This is a genomic window from Pseudomonas sp. GW822-FHT02E03 (assembly GCF_058802325.1).
Genome location: NZ_JBXAOA010000008.1, coordinates 163,529 through 181,077, shown reverse-complemented (window position 1 = coordinate 181,077; position 17,549 = coordinate 163,529). Strand labels below are relative to the sequence as shown.

The window sequence follows — 17,549 nt, the reverse complement described above, 5'->3', positions numbered from 1 at the left end:
CCCCCCCCCCCCCCCCCCCCCCCCCCCCCCCCCCCCCCCCCCCCCCCCCCCCCCCCCCCCCCGCTCCCACATTAGACCTGCGATAACCGCCACAACCCTTTAGACACGGGCTCCGGCGGTTTTTATGGTCACTGGAATTTCATTCAAACCCTGCTGTACTCAGCAAAGGTTCTGGAGTAGTCCATCTGCTGGATGCACAACGACAGTGTTATCTCGACAGGGAAACTCGCTATGTCTTTGTTCAAACGTTCGGCTACAGAATTGGTGGGGACGTTCTGGCTGGTGTTAGGGGGGTGCGGCAGTGCGGTCCTGGCGGCGGCGTTTCCAAACGTGGGGATCGGTTTGCTGGGGGTGTCCCTGGCATTCGGTTTGACGGTACTGACGATGGCCTTCGCTATCGGCCACATTTCGGGTTGCCATCTCAACCCTGCGGTTTCGGTCGGGCTGGTCGTCGGCGGACGATTCCCCGCCAAAGAACTGCCCGCCTATATCATCGCCCAAGTGATTGGCGGGATCATCGCAGCGGCTCTGCTGTACTTCATCGCCAGCGGCAAACCCGGCTTCGAACTGGCCAGCGGCCTTGCGTCCAATGGCTACGGCGAACACTCGCCCGGCGGCTACTCGATGGCGGCGGGGTTTGTCAGTGAACTGGTGATGACCGCCATGTTCATCCTGATCATTCTCGGCTCCACCGATAAACGCGCGCCGGCCGGGCTGGCGCCCATCGCCATCGGCCTGGCGCTGACCCTGATCCACCTGATCTCGATTCCGGTCACCAACACCTCGGTCAACCCGGCCCGCAGTACGGGCCCGGCACTGATTGTCGGCGGTTGGGCGATTCAACAACTGTGGCTGTTCTGGCTGGCGCCGATTCTGGGTGCGGTCATCGGCGGTGTGATGTATCGCTGGTTGGGTAAAGAAGACAGCTGACAAGGGACATAACGCGAAGATCAGCCTTGCCGGTAAGGCAAGGCGGTTTTCGCTTCTTCCGCATACCCCATGACCCCGACACGTTCGCGCTCAAGGAAGTCTTTCACCGCCGACTTCAAGCCCGGGTGGCGCAGGTAATGCCAGGAATGGGTGATCACCGGTTCAAAGCCACGAATCAACTTGTGCTCGCCCTGAGCGCCGGCGTCGAAACGCTGGAAGCCGTTGGCAATCGCGTAATCCATGCCTTGATAGAAACAAGTCTCGAAATGCAGGCGATCGAACTCCGCGAGGCAACCCCAGTAACGACCGTAAAAGCTGTCGCCCCCGACCAGACTGAAGGCCATGGCCACCGGTCGTGAGCCTTGTTTAGCCAGCACCACACGAATCGATTCCGGCATGCGCTCGGCCAATAGACTGAAAAATTCCCGGGTCAGATACGGCGTTTGCCGACGCACCGCGTAGGTATTGGCGTAGCAGGCATACACAAAGTCCCATTGCGCCTGATCCAATTGCCGTCCTTCCAGCCATTCGAAGTCAATGCCCTGCCCCGCCACTTGCTCACGCTCCTTGCGCATTTGCTTGCGCTTGCGCGAACTTAGGGCGTCGAGGAAGTCCTGAAAATCCCGATAACCGCGATTCTGCCAGTGATACTGACAGCCAATGCGCTGCAACCAGCCAGGTTGTTCGGCCAATGCCGCGTCGGTGAATGGATCGGTGAAGTTGATGTGGGCGCTGGAGAGTTTTTCGATCTCCAGATAACCCGGCAGGCTCTGTAGGAGTTCGAAACCGTCCTCGATCGTCGCCGCCAGCAATCGCGGCCCGCTGACCGGGCTGAACGGCACCGCCGTCAACAGCTTGGGGTAGTAGTCGATGCCGGCACGCTCACAGGCTTCGGCCCAGGCATGGTCGAACACGTACTCGCCGTAGGAATGCCATTTGCGGTAACTGGGCAGTGCGGCGATCAGGCGATCGCCTTCAACATGCAACAGATGCTCGGGCTGCCAGCCGGAATGCGGGCCGAGGCTGGCGCTGTCTTCCAGCGCACTCAGAAAGGCATGACGCAGAAACGGCTGAGTTTCCGGCACCAGCGCGTCCCAGGTGTGCGGCGCGATTTCGGACAGACTTTCCAGACGTTGCAGCGGCATCAGTATCCCCGACCATCATCTTCTACAGATGGGAGGAGTATCGCTTATCTGATTGCCTAACCCGAAACAAAAAAAACCCCGCCGAAGCGGGGTTAAACGAGAGGAGCTTTAACGGATGAAGAAAGAGCTCTTACAGCGTTTACTGCAATTTAGAACACGTATTGAGCGCGGACCACGAAGCCGTCACCGCTGTCATCACCGGTGCGACGGGCAGGCGTCGTGCCGCTGGCCGCAGTGGCATTGGTCACGTTGTCCGTCTTGGCCTTGAGGTAGGCGCCGGTGATTTTCACCGCTTCGTTGGCGTACCAGTTGACGCCCAGGGTATGCACTTGGGCTTCGGCATCGCCGACATCGCGGGTCAGGCTGGCGGTGGTGATGTTGTCGTCTTCGACGGTCAGGCTGTCGTAACGATAGAACAGCTCCCAGGCGCCGATGGATTTGTTGGCTGGCTTGATCGCGTCGAACTTGCCGACTTTATAGCCACGGGCTTCGCCGGTGAGGGTGTAGGCACCCTGAACGTAGAAACCGTGACCCTTGATGTCTTCAAGGTTGCTGGCATCGGCTTTGGTCTTGCGGGCGACGTATTCACCCTGGATCGAGGCCGGACCCATGGCGAATGCGGCTTCCAGGCCGTAAGCGTCGTCACGGTCATAGGAGCCGGCCGGCGACGAGGAACTGCCGCCCAGCACCGGACGGTTGCCGTTGGTGCCAGCATCGTTGCCGCCGAGGGTTTCAACGCCACGCATGCCCATGCGGGTGCGATAACGCGAGTCGAACGCCGTGTCGGAGACATCACGGGAAGCCACGTTCACACCGAAGTGCAGCACGTTGCCGGCGTCATGCATCGGCGCGAAGACAAAACGCCCGTTGGCCTGTTTAACGCTGTTGCCATCGGTATCGTCGGTGTCTTTGCTGAACACGCCGGCGGAAGCGTAGAACGAATCAGCGAAGGTACTGGAGGCTTGCAGGCCCAGACCATTCTGGTGGCTGTTCGCCCAATCGACCATGTCGTACGCCATGTTGCGTTCTGGCGCAGTGACCCACTTGGAGCTGGTGGCTTTTTCCAGGCCGAAGTCCGGGTCGAAACGACCGACTTTGATCGAGACCGGTTTGAAGCCGTTGTAGGCCAACGACGCTTCGTCGAAGTAACCGTTGTCGGAATCACCGCTGTTGTGGGAGAAGTCGTAGTTGATGGTGTAAGCCCAATCCGTGTACAGCACACCAGACAGCTCCAGGAAGCCACGACGGATGTAGGCAGCGTCGGCGGTATCGCCGTTTCGGGTGTAGACACCATCGAACTGGCTGTAGTCAGCCTGCAAGCGACCGCCGAGTTTGAAGCTGAATTCTTTATCGGTGGTGGCGACTTCGAGGCCGCCCTTGGTTTTGACTACGATATCGGCGCCGTCAGTGGTGACGGTGCCAGCGAAAGCCTGGGCGGTTACTGCCATGGCCAATGCGCTGGCGGCAAAACCGGCGAAGTGCTTACGGATCATCGAAGAGTTCCCCTAATTGGTGGTCTGTAGCTTGGAAACACGCGGGTCTGGCCCGCTTGTGTTGGGAGGGAATCTTGGAGGCGGGGTATTTCAGCCGGGTTGCTGATAGATAAAGATTTTATGACAGGGGAACTTTTTTACTTCGAATCGAAATAACAGAAAAGCAGCGTCAAGGGATGAGCTGCAAGCCGCAAGTTAGAGCGGCTGAAGGGGGTATTACGCGCGGGGAAACTACGGTTTGTTCTTCAGATGTTCGTTGGCAAGCCGTTCAGCCAGCGCATCCAGATCAGCTACAGGTGGCTCGGGCATCACCTTCAAGGTGGCCTGCATCAACCGCATCTGCCGAATGAACCGTCGGCAATTGGGGCAAAACATCAAATGATGCCGCACCATCAGTCGCTCTCGAAAACTCAACTGGCCATCGAGATAATCACTGGAGCGCGCCACTTGTTCCTTGCAGGTCAACATTCGCCGGTTTCCTCAAAATGCTCCACGGTCGCAAAGACCTTCAACCGTGCCCGATGCAGCAGCACACGAACATTGGAGAGCGAGATCTCCAGAAGATTACAGATCTCCTCCAGCTCCAACCCCTGTCGCTCACGCAACAGCAAAACACTGCTTTGCAGTTCCGACAGGCTGAGCAGCGTGTGCTCCAGACATTCGCGCAGCTCGTTTTCGGTCAACAGGGCCTCTGGCGTGTCCTGATGCCAGGCGTACGGCGCCACCAGCCAATGTCCATCAGTCGATGAAAAACGATCGTCATCGAGGGTGCCGTGAGGCGACGGCAGGTCATCGAGCAGCACTTCCCGGCGGTTTTGCTTGTAGCGGCTCTTGGCCGAGTTGGCGGTGATGGTCAGCAGCCAGGTCTTGAGGCTCGAACGCCCCTCGAACCCGCCGAGATTGCGCACCACCGACAGCCAGGCATCCTGTACCACCTCGTCGACGTGTCGGTTGCCGACGATGGCATAGGCCACCGCGCGCATGGCGCTCTGGTAAGTGCTGACCAGTTCCTTGAAAGCCCTCTGCTCGCCCGCCAGCAGGCGTTCGAGCAATAGGGTGTCGTCAGCTGCGGCCATGCAAACCTCGTTTCAGAACTACCGATATTGTGACGAGGGGGCTTGCCCACCGTTGGAGCGCCATTTCAGCAGCTACGCACTTCTTGTAGCAGCTGCCGAAGGCTGCGAAGCAGTCGTGATCTGGCTAACGCGGCCTGCCTGACGTACCGCAGTTTCTGATTTTACGACTGCTACGCAGCCGAACGCAGCCTTCGGCAGCTGCTACAGATTGCATTACGGCTCAACTGACTGGCATTAGGGCAAGCCCTCACCACACAAGCATCAGCGCTTGCGCAGAATCACGCTGCCAATCGAGTAACCGGCGCCGAACGAGCTGAGTACCGCCAGCGAACCGCTGACCAGATCGTCCTGATTCTTGTGAAACGAAATGATCGAACCGGCAGAACTGGTGTTGGCATAGGTGTCGAGAATCACCGGGGCTTCTTCTTCGGTGGCTTCGCGGCCCAGCAGCTTCTTGACGATCAAGTGGTTCATGCTGAGGTTGGCCTGGTGCAGCCAGAAGCGCTTCACGTCGCTGACGTTGAGCTGGTTTTCTTCCAGGTGCGTGGCGATCAGCTCGGCGACCATCGGGCAGACATCGCGGAACACCTTGCGGCCTTCCTGGACGAACAGCTTGTCGGGGGCACCGATGCCCTCTTCCGCAGCGCGGTTGAGGAACCCGAAGTTGTTGCGGATGTTGTTGGAGAACTTGGTCAGCAGTTTGGTGCTGACCACGTCGAACTGGTACTTGGACGTCGCCAGATCCGCACGCTCGATGATCACCGCCGTGGCGGCGTCGCCGAAGATGAAGTGGCTGTCGCGGTCGCGGAAATTCAGGTGACCGGTGCAGACTTCCGGGTTGACCATCAGGATCGCCCGGGCCTGGCCCAGTTGCACGCTGTTGGCCGCCGCCTGGATGCCGAAGGTCGCCGAGGAACAGGCGACGTTCATGTCGAAACCGAAACCCTGGATGCCCAGCGCTTCCTGGACTTCGATGGCGATGGCCGGATAGGCGCGTTGCAGGTTGGAGCAAGCGACGATCACACCGTCGATGTCAGCGGCGGTCTTGCCGGCGCGCTGCAAGGCTTGCTCGGCCGCGCCGATGGCCATCTGGCAAAGCACCGACCACTCGTCATTCGAGCGCTCGGGCAAGCGTGGTGCCATGCGTTGCGGGTCGAGGATGCCGTCCTTGTCCATGACAAAGCGGCTTTTGATGCCGGAGGCTTTTTCGATAAACGCTGCGCTGGATTCGGTCAATGCCTCGACTTCGCCGCGCGCGATGGCGTCGGCGTTGTCGGCGTTGAACTGCGCGACGTAAGCGTTGAAAGACTGCACCAGCTCTTCGTTGGAAATGCTGTTGGCCGGTGTGTACAGGCCGGTGCCGCTGATGACGACGTTATGCATGGTCGTTTCTCTAATCCGTTCAGGCAGAAAGCGCTGGCACCGACGTACCAACACACAAAGGGTCTATTCCAGGCTCCGGACGCAAACCTGGCATCGCTTTATTCCGATCCGCCCGGGCCCGTGAAGGCTCAAAACCGCGGGACTGGCGTTTATAGGCGCGAAGTTTGCCATAAACGCTGGCTTTTGGCGCCTTTTGCGAAGGCGCGATGTAATGCGATACCGGGTAGGAGCTGCCGAAGGCTGCGATCTTTTGATCTTTCTTTGCCGCGACACCAGAAGATCAAAAGATCGCAGCCTTCGGCAGCTCCTACAGTAGACCGCAGGCGATCAAGGGGATCGTGTTTACGGCTCGACCTGGCTCCATTGCTTGTTCAGGCGCTTGTCGGAGATCGGCACCTTGGTCCCCAATTGCTGCGCGAACAGCGAGACCCGGTATTCCTCCAGCCACCAGCGATAGAGTTCCAGCTGCGGATCGCGTTTGCCTTCCTGGGCGTGTTTGTTGGCGCGGGTCTGGTATTGGGCCCAGAGGCCGGACAATTCGCCGCTCCAGACCCGGTCTTTCTGCACCTGAGCGCCGAGTTTTTCGAAACGTTGCTCGACAGCCTTGAGGTAACGCGGCAGTTCCTTGAGCCACGGCATCGGGGTTTCCCGCACGAACCCCGGATACACCAGATGGCTGAGCTGCTGCTTGATGTCGTTCAAGGCCACGGCTTGCGCCAGGTCGATCTTGCCCTTGAAGCGTTTTTGCAGGCCGTGCCAGAGCTTGAGAATCTCCAGCGTCAGCTTCGCCAGCCGTTCGGCGTGCTCGGTCCAGCCGCCACGTTTGCGCTCGGCCAGCGACGCCAGCCCGGCGCCATCGCGTGGCAATGGGTCTTCGCCCTCGAGAATGCAGCTGTCGAGACTGGCCAGCAGAATGTCTTCCACCAGGCTGTCGACTCGCCCCATGTCGCGATACATCAGGCCCAACTCGGTCAGCCCCGGCAACTTGCCGCGCAGGAACTTCGCCGGTTCCGCCAATTGCTGCATCAGCAAGCGCTGCAAGGCCCGGCGATGCTGGAACTCGGCTTCGGCCGGGGTCGAGAATCGACCTTCCTTGACTGTGCCGCCCTCTTCCACCAGCGCCGGATACACCGTCATCGATAGCCCGGCGATTTTCTGCTGGGTTTTCTCGGCCACGGCGGCAAAGACTTTCGGCTCCACCGGTTGTTGGCTCTTCGCCGTTTGCGGTACAGCCAACGCAGCCTGGCTCGCCTCGGCAAAGCGTGCGGTCAGCTCGGCCAGGTCACGGCCTTCGCCGAGGAACTTGCCCTGACCGTCGACGATTTCCAGGTTCATCCGCAAATGACTGTCGACCTGTTGCGACGCTTCGGCCCACGCCTCATCGCTGACCCGCGCACCGGTCATGCGCAATAACTCACGGCCCAGCGCCAGAGGCAACGAGCCCTCGGCAAACGTGATGCGCTGCAACGCGGCTTTGACGAAGTCCGGCACCGGCACGAAATTCTTGCGCAGGGCCTTGGGCAGGTTGCGCACCAACGCAATGCACTTGGCCTCGATGACGCCCGGCACCAGCCATTCCAGTCGTTCCGGCGGCAGCATCGGCAACAGCGGTGCCGGCACGCGCAAGGTCACGCCGTCGCGAGGATGGTTGGGTTCAAAGTGATAACTCAGCGCCAGTTCCAGATCACCGATGTGCAGGGTGTCCGGGTAATGCGCGGCGGTGACTTCACTGGCTTCGCGAGCCAGCACGTCTTCTTCGCGCATGATCAGCAGCTGTGGGTCTTTCTGACTGTTGACCCGGTACCAACTGTCGAAGGTCGCGGTCTGGTGGATCTCTGCTGGCAGTCGCGCATCGTAGAAGGCGAACAAGGTTTCTTCGTCCGCGAGGATGTCGCGGCGGCGCGCCTTGGCTTCCAGTTCGTCGAGCTGTTCCAACAACTGTGCATTGGCAGACAAACACTTGGCCTTGGATTGAATCTCGCCGCGCACCAGACCTTCGCGAATAAAAAACTCACGGGACACCACCGGGTCGATCGGCCCGTAATGCACCGGCCGGCGCCCGACTACGATCAGCCCGAACAGGGTGATTTGCTCGAAGGCCACGACCTGACCGCGCTTCTTCTCCCAATGGGGTTCGAAGTGGTTTTTCTTGATCAGGTGCCCGGCCAGCGGCTCGATCCAGTCGGCGTCGATCTTGGCGACCATCCGCGCGTAGAGTTTGGTGGTTTCCACCAGTTCGGCGGTCATCAGCCATTGCGGACGCTTCTTGCCAAGGCCCGACGACGGGTGAATCCAGAAGCGCCGCTGACGGGCACCGAGGTAATCGCCTTCATCGGCTTTCTGGCCGATCTGGCTGAGCAATCCGGACAGCACGGCTTTGTGCAGTTTCGGGTAATCCGCCGGTTCTTTGTTGAGGCTCAGCTGCATGTCGCGACAGATCAGGCTCAACTGACGATGGGAGTCGCGCCACTCGCGCAGGCGCAGGTAATTCAGAAAATTCTTGCGGCACCAGTTACGCAGCGGGCTGGCGGTCAAGGCCTGGCGTTGTTCTTCAAAACCACGCCACAGATTAACCAGCCCGGCGAAGTCCGAGTCCACGTCTTTCCACTGCGCGTGGGCTTGATCGGCGGCCTGCTGACGCTCCGGCGGACGTTCGCGCGGGTCCTGAATCGACATGGCACTGGCGACGATCAGCACTTCCTGCAAGCTGCCCAGTTTCGCTGCTTCCAGCAGCATGCGACCCATGCGCGGGTCCACAGGCAGCCGTGCCAGCTGGCGACCAAGCGGCGTCAACTGACTGTTGCGGTCCACCGCCGAGAGTTCTTGCAGCAGGTTGAAACCATCGCTGATGGCCTTGCCATCCGGCGGTTCGATAAACGGGAAATCGGTGATCTCGCCGAGGCGCAGATGGAGCATCTGCAAAATCACCGCCGCGAGGTTGGTCCGCAGGATTTCCGGGTCGGTAAATTCCGGGCGGCCGATGAAATCTTCTTCGCTATAGAGGCGGATGCAAATGCCCGGTTCGACCCGCCCGCAACGGCCTTTACGCTGGTTGGCACTGGCCTGGGAAATCGCTTCGATGGGCAGGCGTTGCACTTTCGCGCGGTAGCTGTAACGACTGATGCGCGCGGTGCCACTGTCGATCACGTAACGGATGCCCGGCACCGTCAGCGAGGTTTCGGCGACGTTGGTAGCCAGTACCACGCGACGTCCAGGGTGGGACTGGAAAATCCGCTGCTGCTCGGCCGGCGACAGCCGCGCGTACAACGGCAGAATCTCGGTGTGTTTGAGCTGGGCCTTGCGCAGCATGTCGGCGGCGTCGCGAATCTCGCGCTCGCCGGGCAGGAACACCAGCACGTCGCCGGGGCTCTTGCGCTCGCTACGTTCGAACGCGGCAATCTCGTCGAGGGTGGCGAGAATCGCCTGATCCACGGTCAGGTCATCCTCGACGCGGTTGCCCTCCTCGTCCTGCTCCAGGGTCAGCGGGCGGTACCAGGTTTCTACCGGGAAGGTACGACCGGAGACCTCGACGATCGGCGCATCATCGAAATGCTTGGAGAAACGCTCCAGGTCGATGGTGGCCGAGGTGATGATGACTTTCAGGTCCGGACGACGCGGCAGCAGGGTTTTCAGGTAACCGAGCAGGAAGTCGATGTTCAGGCTGCGTTCGTGGGCTTCGTCGACGATGATCGTGTCGTAGCGTTCGAGGTAGCGGTCGTTCTGGGTTTCCGCCAGCAGGATGCCGTCGGTCATCAGTTTGATCAGGGTGTTGGCATCGCTCTGATCCTCGAACCGCACCTGATAGCCGACCAACGCGCCCAACGGCGTCGCCAATTCTTCAGCGACCCGGCTCGCCACACTGCGGGCGGCGATTCGACGGGGCTGGGTGTGGCCGATCAGGCCGTGCTGGCCGCGACCGATTTCCAGGCAGATTTTCGGCAACTGGGTGGTTTTACCCGACCCGGTTTCGCCGGCAATGATCAGCACCTGATGCTTGAGCAGCGCCGCTTTGATTTCGTCGCGCTTGGCGGCGATTGGCAGGCTGTCATCGTAACGAATCACCGGCAGGCTGGCACGCCGCGCCAACACCTGATCGCAGGACGCCTGCGTGCGCGTCACCCACTGGGCCAGCTTGGCCTCGTCAGGTTTCTTGCGCAGCTCCAGCAACTGCCGCCGCAGCCGGTGGCGGTCGGCGAGCATGGCGTGATCGAGGTTTTTCAGCAGTTTGTCGATTGAAGGCGATTCGTCAGTCATCAGGTACGCAAAAGTCGTCTAGTGGCGCAGGGGGCGGATTGTCGCAGATTTGGCAGCGATTGCGGGTGTGTGATCGTTCCCACGCTCTGCGTGGGAATGCAGCAAGGGACGCTCTGCGTCCCAAGAGCGGACGCGGAGCGTCCGGGGAGGCATTCCCACGCGGAGCATGGGAACGATCAGTGTCAGATGCAGGCTACTCGTTATCGAGGCCTTTGCGGCGGTAGGGGAACACATCAATCACCTTCCCCGCCCGAATCGCCTCCTGCAAACTCTTCCAGTAATCGGCGTTGTACAACTCGCCATGCAACTGATCAAACAACCGCCGTTGCCCCGAATCGGCAAACAGGAACGGTGGAAATTCCTCGGGGAATACATCCAGCGGCCCGATCGAGTACCACGGTTCGGAAGCCATTTCGTCTTCCGGTGTACGCGGTTGCGGGATGTGGCGAAAGTTGGCTTCGGTCAGGAAACAGATCTCATCGTAGTCATAAAACACCACACGACCGTGACGGGTGACGCCAAAATTCTTCAGCAACATGTCACCGGGGAAAATATTCGCCGCCGCCAGTTGCTTGATCGCCAGACCGTAATCCTCCAGCGCCTCGCGAACCTGCGCCTCGTTGGCGTGTTCCAGATAGAGGTTCAACGGCGTCATCCGGCGTTCGGTCCAGCAGTGGCGAATCAGCACCGTATCGTCCTCCACCGAGACCGTGGACGCGGCCACTTCAAGCAATTCTTCCAGGCATGCCGGCTCGAACTTGCTCAAGGGGAAACGGAAGTCGGCGAACTCCTGGGTGTCGGCCATCCGCCCGACCCGGTCGACGCTTTTCACCAGGCGATACTTTTCGATCACCGTGGCGCGGTCGACGTTTTTCGACGGCGAGAAGCGGTCCTTAATGATCTTGAAGACGGTATTGAAGCCCGGCAGGGTAAACACGCTCATGACCATGCCGCGCACGCCGGGGGCCATGATGAACTGGTCGTCAGTGTTGGCCAGGTGATTGATCAGCGCGCGATAAAACTCGGACTTGCCATGCTTGTAGAAGCCGATCGAGGTGTACAGCTCGGCAATGTGCTTGCCCGGCAGGATGCGTTTGAGAAAGCCGATGAATTCCGCCGGCACCGGCACATCGACCATGAAGTACGAACGGGTGAAGGAGAAGATGATCGACACCTCCGCCTCGTCAGTGATCAGCGCATCGATCTGGATGCCCCGGCCTTCGCGGTGCAGCAGCGGAATCACCAGTGGCCATTGCTCGTCGGGGGTGTAAATGCGCCCCACCAGATAGGCGCCCTTGTTGCGGTAAAGCACCGAGGAAAACAGTTCGACGCTCAGCTCCGGGTCCTTGCAGACCCAGTCCGGCAGGTTCTCGCGCAATTGCGCTTCGAGGCGACGCAGGTCGCCGGCCAGATCGGCGTAATCTTCGCTGAAGCGGTAGTCGGCAAAGATGCTCGTGAGCATGCCGGACAACTGCCCCTGCGGCTTGTAGGTGCGGGTTTGCGCAGCCCGGGCCCGGCGCAGGCTTGGCCGCGTGGTGTGAATGAACATGCAGCCATCGCTGATCAGGTCATGGCTGAACAGGCCGCAGAAAATCGAGTTGTACCAGGTCTCGGACAGTTCATCGTCGAAACGCAGGTCAATCAGGCTGATGTAAGCGCTTTTGACCAGCGGCCAGTTGCTGACGTCCATCAGCACATCGGTCTCGAACGACGCATGCAAGCGCCCTACCGTTTCGCCAACCTTTTCTTCGTAGAGGTTGATCCGCGCCGCCGACGCGACTTGCGTCTCCTGCCATTGAGCCTGCTCGAAACGGGCTCGGGCGCCGTCGGTGATCTGACGGAAATGCTCGCGGTAATCGTCAAAGCCATCGAGGATCATTCGGGCGATGTCGGCGGCTGGCCATTGCTGCGGCATAGGTAAAACCTCGGCGGCTGTTCTTGTCGTTGGAGCCTGAGCTTAGTGGCCCTGTGTGACGCAACGCAACCATTGCCTTGTGCCCTGACTGGCGCGACACTTGCGCGCCAATCAAGGAAGGAAAGCGCTGTGAACCCCGTCGATATCCTGCGTATGTTGTCGCTTGCCGCCATTTGGGGTGCGAGTTTTCTGTTCATGCGCGTTATTGCCCCAGTGATTGGCACAATCCCCACTGCTTTTTTTCGCGTGTCGATTGCCGCCGTCGGGCTGCTGGTGATCCTTGGGCTGATGCGCATCAGCTGGGATTTCAAAGGCAAATTCAAGACGGTGATGCTGCTCGGGATGATCAACTCCGGGATTCCAGCGACCCTCTATTCCGTGGCCGCCCAGGTGCTGCCGGCCGGTTACTCGGCGATTTTCAACGCCACCACGCCGCTGATGGGTGTGCTGATCGGTGGATTGTTCTTCCATGAAAAACTCACTACAGCCAAGCTCGGCGGGGTGTTTCTCGGACTGTTCGGCGTCGGCATCCTCACTCGCGCCGGGCCGGTGGCGTTCAACATGGAACTGCTGATGGGCGCACTCGCGTGCCTGATGGCCACCACCTGCTATGGCTTTGCCGGGTTCCTCGCCCGGCGCTGGCTCGACCATGCCGGTGGCCTCGACAGTCGCCTTTCGGCGCTGGGCAGCATGCTCGGCGCGACGTTGTTGTTGCTGCCGTTGTTTGGCTACAGCGTGATCAGCCAGCCACCGGTGAGCTGGGGCGGCTGGAGTGTCTGGCTGTCGTTGCTGGGGTTGGGTTTGGTCTGCACAGCCTTTGCCTACATTATTTATTTCCGTTTGCTGACGTCGGTTGGCCCGGTGAAATCGATGACCGTGACCTTCATGATCCCGCCGTTCGGCGTGTTGTGGGGGGCGCTGTTGCTGGATGAGCCGCTGTCGATGGCGCACCTTTATGGCGGGGTGTTGATTGCGTTGGCGTTGTGGCTAGTGTTGAAGCGGGCGGTGGTGAAGGCGCCTGAGGTGGTTGCCAGGTAGTGATGTGGTGTTGCTGATGACGCCTTCGCGGGCAAGCCCGCTCCCACAGGATTTAGGGATTGCCCACAGAATCTGTGTACGACACAAATCACTGTGGGAACGGGCTTGCCCGCGATGGCGTCGGCTCAGACGACTACAAAGCTAACTGACTCACCTCCCCATCCACCAACCGCCGAATCCCCAGCGGATTAGCGTTCTGCAACGCCTGGGGCAACAACGCATCCGGATAATTCTGGAAGCACACCGGCCGCAGGAAACGGTCGATCGCCAGCGTCCCGACGGATGTCCCGCGCGAATCGGACGTCGCCGGGTACGGCCCGCCATGCACCATCGCCTCACACACCTCGACCCCGGTCGGATAGCCATTGAGCAGAATCCGCCCGACCTTTTCCTGAAGCAACTCAGCCAGCCAGCGGTATTCCAGCAATTCATCCGCCTCGCCAATCAGTGTCGCCGTCAGTTGTCCGCGCAGGCCATGCAGCGCTGCCGTCAACTGCGCGCGATCCTCGACTTCAATGACGATGGTGGTCGGTCCGAAGACCTCTTCCTGAAGCAGTTCATCGCCCTTGAGCAACAGACTGACGTCCGCCTGGAACACCTGCGGTTGAGCTTGATTGCCCTGCTGCGGCTTGCCCGCCAGATGCGTCAGCCCAGGATGCTCGTGCAACTCGACCAGGCCTTTGCTGTAGCTGGCCAGCGCGCCGGCGTTGAGCATGGTCTGCGGCGGTTGCTGGTTCATGCTGGCGCAAAACATTTCCAGAAAGGTGCTGAACTGCGGCGAACGCAGGCCGATCACCAGGCCCGGATTGGTACAGAACTGCCCGCAACCCAGCGTCACCGAACCCGCCAGTTGCGCGCCGATCTGTTCGCACCGCACCGCAAGGGCTTCAGGCAGCAGGAATACCGGGTTGATGCTCGACATCTCGGCAAACACCGGGATCGGCTGCGGCCGGGTCGCAGCCATATGACTCAGCGCATTGCCGCCCTTGAGTGAACCAGTGAAGCCGACCGCTTGAATCGCCGGGTGCTTGACCAGCCATTCACCGACGCCACCGCCATAAATCATGTTGTATACGCCCGCCGGCATTTCGGTTTTTTCCGCTGCGCGGATGATCGCGTCCGCGACCCATTCGGCGGTTGCCATATGTCCGCTGTGAGCCTTGAACACCACCGGGCAACCGGCGGCCAGCGCCGAGGCGGTGTCGCCGCCGGCCGTGGAAAACGCCAGCGGGAAATTACTCGCGCCAAACACCGCGACCGGCCCTAAAGCGATGCGGTACTGGCGCAGATCGGGACGCGGCAATGGTTGACGATCCGGCAGCGCCCGATCAATCCGCGCACCGTAGAAGTCACCACGACGCAGAACCTTGGCGAACAGGCGCATCTGGCCGCTGGTGCGTGCGCGCTCGCCTTGAATACGTCCGGCCGGCAATGCGGTTTCACGGCATACCGTGGCGATGAAATCCTCCCCCAGCGCATCGATTTCATCGGCAATGGCGTCAAGGAACCGGGCGCGCTTCTCCGCGCTCAGGTTGCGATACACCGGATAGGCCGCGGCAGCCGCTTTGGCGGCCGCATCCACTTCGGCTTCGGTGGCCTGGAAGAAAGTACCGGGCAACGCGTCACCGGTACTTGCATCCAGACTTTGCAGTTGCAGCGTGCCGTTGGCGCTGCGGCCGCCACCAATGTAGTTGTGTCCAAGCAGGGTTGTCATGACAGATTCCTTGACCGGCAAAGCTCACCGGAGGTTGAAGGCTTAAAGCGCGCGGACCTGACCGATGGCCAACGGCGGAGCACTTTCACCGATGCCGTTCTCCAGCGGCGCACCAAACTCATCCAGACTGATCTGGAAGCGATCCCCCGGCCGGGTTTTCACCCCGTCGGCAAACGACAACGTGGCGGTGCCTAAGTAATGCACGTGGACATCGCCCGGACGCAAAAACTGTGCGTATTTGAAGTGGTGGAATTCGAGGTTGGCGAGGCTGTGACACATGTTGTCTTCGCCGCTGAGAAACTCTTTTTCCCAGAGCGTTTCGCCGTTGCGGGTGATGCGACTGCTGCCCGCCAGATGCTTGGGTAACTCACCGACTCGCAACTCCGGACCATAGGCGCAGTAGCGCAGTTTCGAATGAGCCAGGTACAGATAATTACGACGTTCCATCACATGGTCGGAGAACTCGTTGCCCAAGGCATAACCGACGCGATACGGCAGGCCGTCGTCGCCGATCACATAGAGCCCGGTCAACTCCGGTTCTTCGCCGGCGTCTTCGGCAAACGGTGGCACCGGGAAGTCGGCGCCGGGGCGCACGACGATGCTGCCGTCCCCCTTGTAGAACCATTCCGGCTGCGCACCGACTTGCCCGGCTTGCGGTTTACCGCCCTCAAGGCCCCACTTGAAAATGCGCATGGTGTCGGTCATGCCGGCTTCGACCGCACCGTCCTGCTGGTGCATCTTGTCCCGCGCCGAAGCGCTGCCCAGGTGAGTCAGGCCAGTGCCACTGATCAGGCAATGGGCCGGATCTTCGTGGTCCAGCGGCGGCAGCACCCGCCCCTCTTGCAACAGTTGCTGGTAGTCCGGGCCGGCTTCGGTGCCTCGGCTGGCGACTTCATCTTGCAGACTACGTTTGCCGCGGATCGCCGCCAGCGCCAGTTCGCGAGTGTTGCGGGTATCGCGCAGCACCTGAACCTGACCGCCCTCGACGAGGCCGACCTGGCGTTGCCCGGTGATGTTTTCAAATTGAATCAGGCGCATGTCCTGTTCTCCGGAAAATTCTGGATGGCGCCGCCTTTCGGGCGACGCGCCAAGGTCATTCGATAATGTTGAAGTCGCCGAGGTATTCATCGGAGATTTCCAGTCCCAGGCCCGGCTTGTTGTCATCGAGCTGGATGTAGCCTTTGACCGGTTGTGGCTCGCCCTTGAACACGTAGTAGAAGAGTTCATTGCCGACCTCGACGTCGAACACCGGAAAGAACTCAGCCATTGGCGAAGCGGTGGTGGACATGGTCAGGTGATAGTTGTGCATTTGCCCGGCGTGCGGAATAACCGGCACCGACCAGGCTTCGGCCAGGGCGTTGATCTTGCGCGCAGCGGTGATGCCGCCGACGCGGTTGGTGTCGTACTGGATCACATCGATGGCGCGGCGCTCCAGCAGGTCCTTGAAGCCGTAGGAAGTGAACTCATGCTCGCCGCCGGAGATCGGCATGATCCCCATTTTTTTCAGCTCGATGTAGCCTTCGATGTCGTCGGCAATTACCGGTTCTTCAAGCCAGCGTGGTTCGAACTCGGCGAGTTTAGGCAACATGCGCCGGGCGTATTCCAGGGTCCAGCCCATGTAGCATTCGAGCATGATGTCGATGTCCGGGCCGGCCAGTTCACGCAGGGCGCGCACTTGCTCGATGTTCTTGCGCATGCCGGCCGGGCCATCTTTCGGACCGTAGCCGAAACGCATTTTCAGCGCGGTGAAGCCTTGGTTCAGATAACCCTGAGCTTCTTCGAGGAACAGGTCGAGGTTGTCGTTGGCGTAGAGTTTGGAGGCGTAGGTCCAGATTTTTTCCTTGGTCCGACCGCCGAGCAGTTTGAACACCGGCTTGTTCACTGCTTTGCCCATGATGTCCCAGATGGCGATGTCGATCGCCGAGATCGCCGCCATACCGATGCCTTTGCGGCCCCAGGCGTGGCTCTGGCGGTACATCTTCTGCCAGATGTATTCGTTGTCGAACGGGTCTTCGCCAATGGCGATGGGTGCCAGGTAGGTGTCGATGATTTCCTTGGCCACACGCGGCGCCAAAGCGCAGTTACCGATGCCAACAAGACCGGTATCGGTCTCGACCTCCACCACCAGCCAGCCATGGAAACGGAACGACCCCATCGCGTCGCCGCGCTCGAACAGGATGTCACTGGCGTTGGTGCAGAAGTGCGCTTGAGGGGGAACGACTTTGCCTTTCCACTCGAAAACGCGGGTACGGATTGCTTTGATTTTCATGAATACAGTTCCTTGCGCTGCCGGCTTTTTGTAGTTGTTGAGTCGCTGCACAGAGCCGTTCCTGTGGCCGGCTTCGGGCATTCGATGGAGCGACTTTAGCCAGCGCTCGGGGGGTGGGGATAATCACTTATGCGTATCCGGCGATAACCTGGGGTGATCGCAAAAAGCGGATATTGAGTGAATGAGGTTATGGGTACACACCAAACAAATGTGGGAGCAGCCTGCTCGCGAAAGCGGTCCCGCCAGTAACCTTTGTAGTGACCGGCAGACTGCTATCGCGGGCAAGCCCGCTCCCACAGTGACTGGTGGTGTTGCTCGATTTTTTGATCAAT

Annotated in this window: 12 protein-coding genes; 2 read left to right on the top strand and 10 right to left on the bottom strand. The window is 60.2% G+C overall.

The genetic code is table 11. The annotated features are described in order from the left end of the window. Positions 1-231: 231 nt before the first annotated feature. Positions 232-930 (top strand): aquaporin Z, encoded by a 699-nt coding sequence (aqpZ, locus tag AC1RQB_RS09335; protein ID WP_008009869.1) that lies wholly within the window; start codon positions 232-234, stop codon positions 928-930. A 20-nt stretch (positions 931-950) separates the two neighbouring features. Here the strand turns inward: aqpZ and AC1RQB_RS09330 are convergent, their stop codons facing one another. The 7 genes from AC1RQB_RS09330 to aceK form a co-directional block, all read right to left on the bottom strand. Then, positions 951-2,075 carry a GNAT family N-acetyltransferase gene (locus AC1RQB_RS09330; RefSeq protein WP_063342800.1) on the bottom strand — a complete coding sequence of 375 codons (1,125 nt, stop codon included), beginning with the start codon at positions 2,073-2,075 and terminating at the stop codon, positions 951-953. A 149-nt stretch (positions 2,076-2,224) separates the two neighbouring features. Continuing rightward, positions 2,225-3,568, bottom strand: a complete 1,344-nt coding sequence (locus tag AC1RQB_RS09325) for an OprO/OprP family phosphate-selective porin (RefSeq protein ID WP_063342799.1) — start codon at positions 3,566-3,568, stop codon at positions 2,225-2,227. Between the two features lie 231 nt (positions 3,569-3,799). Continuing rightward, a complete protein-coding gene (locus AC1RQB_RS09320) occupies positions 3,800-4,036 on the bottom strand; it encodes an anti-sigma factor family protein (RefSeq protein ID WP_008071928.1) in 237 nt (78 codons plus the stop codon). Next, complete coding sequence (locus AC1RQB_RS09315; protein WP_007898730.1) at positions 4,030-4,644, bottom strand: RNA polymerase sigma factor; 615 nt, start codon at positions 4,642-4,644, stop codon at positions 4,030-4,032. The genes AC1RQB_RS09320 and AC1RQB_RS09315 overlap by 7 nt, the downstream gene beginning before the upstream one ends. 261 nt (positions 4,645-4,905) lie before the next feature. Further along, the gene (locus AC1RQB_RS09310; protein ID WP_063342798.1) at positions 4,906-6,027 is read right to left on the bottom strand and encodes a beta-ketoacyl-ACP synthase III; all 1,122 of its coding nucleotides are present in this window, start codon (positions 6,025-6,027) and stop codon (positions 4,906-4,908) included. 342 nt (positions 6,028-6,369) lie between these two features. After that, positions 6,370-10,281, bottom strand: coding sequence for an ATP-dependent RNA helicase HrpA (gene hrpA / locus AC1RQB_RS09305; protein WP_063342797.1), 3,912 nt, complete (start codon positions 10,279-10,281; stop codon positions 6,370-6,372). 193 nt (positions 10,282-10,474) lie between these two features. Next, positions 10,475-12,196, bottom strand: a complete 1,722-nt coding sequence (gene aceK, locus AC1RQB_RS09300) for a bifunctional isocitrate dehydrogenase kinase/phosphatase (protein ID WP_008071935.1) — start codon at positions 12,194-12,196, stop codon at positions 10,475-10,477. A 129-nt stretch (positions 12,197-12,325) separates the two neighbouring features. Here aceK and AC1RQB_RS09295 point away from each other — a divergent pair, with 129 nt between their 5' ends. Beyond that, positions 12,326-13,234: a DMT family transporter gene (locus tag AC1RQB_RS09295; RefSeq protein ID WP_063342796.1), complete on the top strand. Its 909-nt coding sequence runs from the start codon at positions 12,326-12,328 to the stop codon at positions 13,232-13,234. Positions 13,235-13,367: 133 nt separating this feature from the next. Here AC1RQB_RS09295 and AC1RQB_RS09290 read toward each other — a convergent pair whose 3' ends face one another. The 3 genes from AC1RQB_RS09290 to AC1RQB_RS09280 are packed head-to-tail and all read right to left on the bottom strand — an operon-like array spanning position 13,368 to position 17,217. After that, positions 13,368-14,948, bottom strand: a complete 1,581-nt coding sequence (locus AC1RQB_RS09290) for an aldehyde dehydrogenase (NADP(+)) (protein WP_063342795.1) — start codon at positions 14,946-14,948, stop codon at positions 13,368-13,370. Between the two features lie 42 nt (positions 14,949-14,990). Continuing rightward, entirely contained in the window at positions 14,991-15,986 is a 996-nt protein-coding gene (gene araD1, locus AC1RQB_RS09285) for an AraD1 family protein (RefSeq protein ID WP_063342794.1), read from the bottom strand. A 55-nt stretch (positions 15,987-16,041) separates the two neighbouring features. After that, positions 16,042-17,217: an L-rhamnonate dehydratase gene (locus AC1RQB_RS09280; protein WP_008071943.1), complete on the bottom strand. Its 1,176-nt coding sequence runs from the start codon at positions 17,215-17,217 to the stop codon at positions 16,042-16,044. Between the last annotated feature and the right edge of the window lie 332 nt (positions 17,218-17,549).

Excerpts from the sequence above, each read along its gene's own strand:
- aqpZ (WP_008009869.1), top strand. The coding sequence starts at position 232 with ATGTCTTTGTTCAAACGTTCGGCTACAGAATTGGTGGGGACGTTCTGG.
- AC1RQB_RS09330 (WP_063342800.1), bottom strand. The coding sequence starts at position 2,075 with ATGCCGCTGCAACGTCTGGAAAGTCTGTCCGAAATCGCGCCGCACACC.
- AC1RQB_RS09325 (WP_063342799.1), bottom strand. The coding sequence starts at position 3,568 with ATGATCCGTAAGCACTTCGCCGGTTTTGCCGCCAGCGCATTGGCCATG.
- AC1RQB_RS09320 (WP_008071928.1), bottom strand. The coding sequence starts at position 4,036 with ATGTTGACCTGCAAGGAACAAGTGGCGCGCTCCAGTGATTATCTCGAT.
- AC1RQB_RS09315 (WP_007898730.1), bottom strand. The coding sequence starts at position 4,644 with ATGGCCGCAGCTGACGACACCCTATTGCTCGAACGCCTGCTGGCGGGC.
- AC1RQB_RS09310 (WP_063342798.1), bottom strand. The coding sequence starts at position 6,027 with ATGCATAACGTCGTCATCAGCGGCACCGGCCTGTACACACCGGCCAAC.
- hrpA (WP_063342797.1), bottom strand. The coding sequence starts at position 10,281 with ATGACTGACGAATCGCCTTCAATCGACAAACTGCTGAAAAACCTCGAT.
- aceK (WP_008071935.1), bottom strand. The coding sequence starts at position 12,196 with ATGCCGCAGCAATGGCCAGCCGCCGACATCGCCCGAATGATCCTCGAT.
- AC1RQB_RS09290 (WP_063342795.1), bottom strand. The coding sequence starts at position 14,948 with ATGACAACCCTGCTTGGACACAACTACATTGGTGGCGGCCGCAGCGCC.
- araD1 (WP_063342794.1), bottom strand. The coding sequence starts at position 15,986 with ATGCGCCTGATTCAATTTGAAAACATCACCGGGCAACGCCAGGTCGGC.
- AC1RQB_RS09280 (WP_008071943.1), bottom strand. The coding sequence starts at position 17,217 with ATGAAAATCAAAGCAATCCGTACCCGCGTTTTCGAGTGGAAAGGCAAA.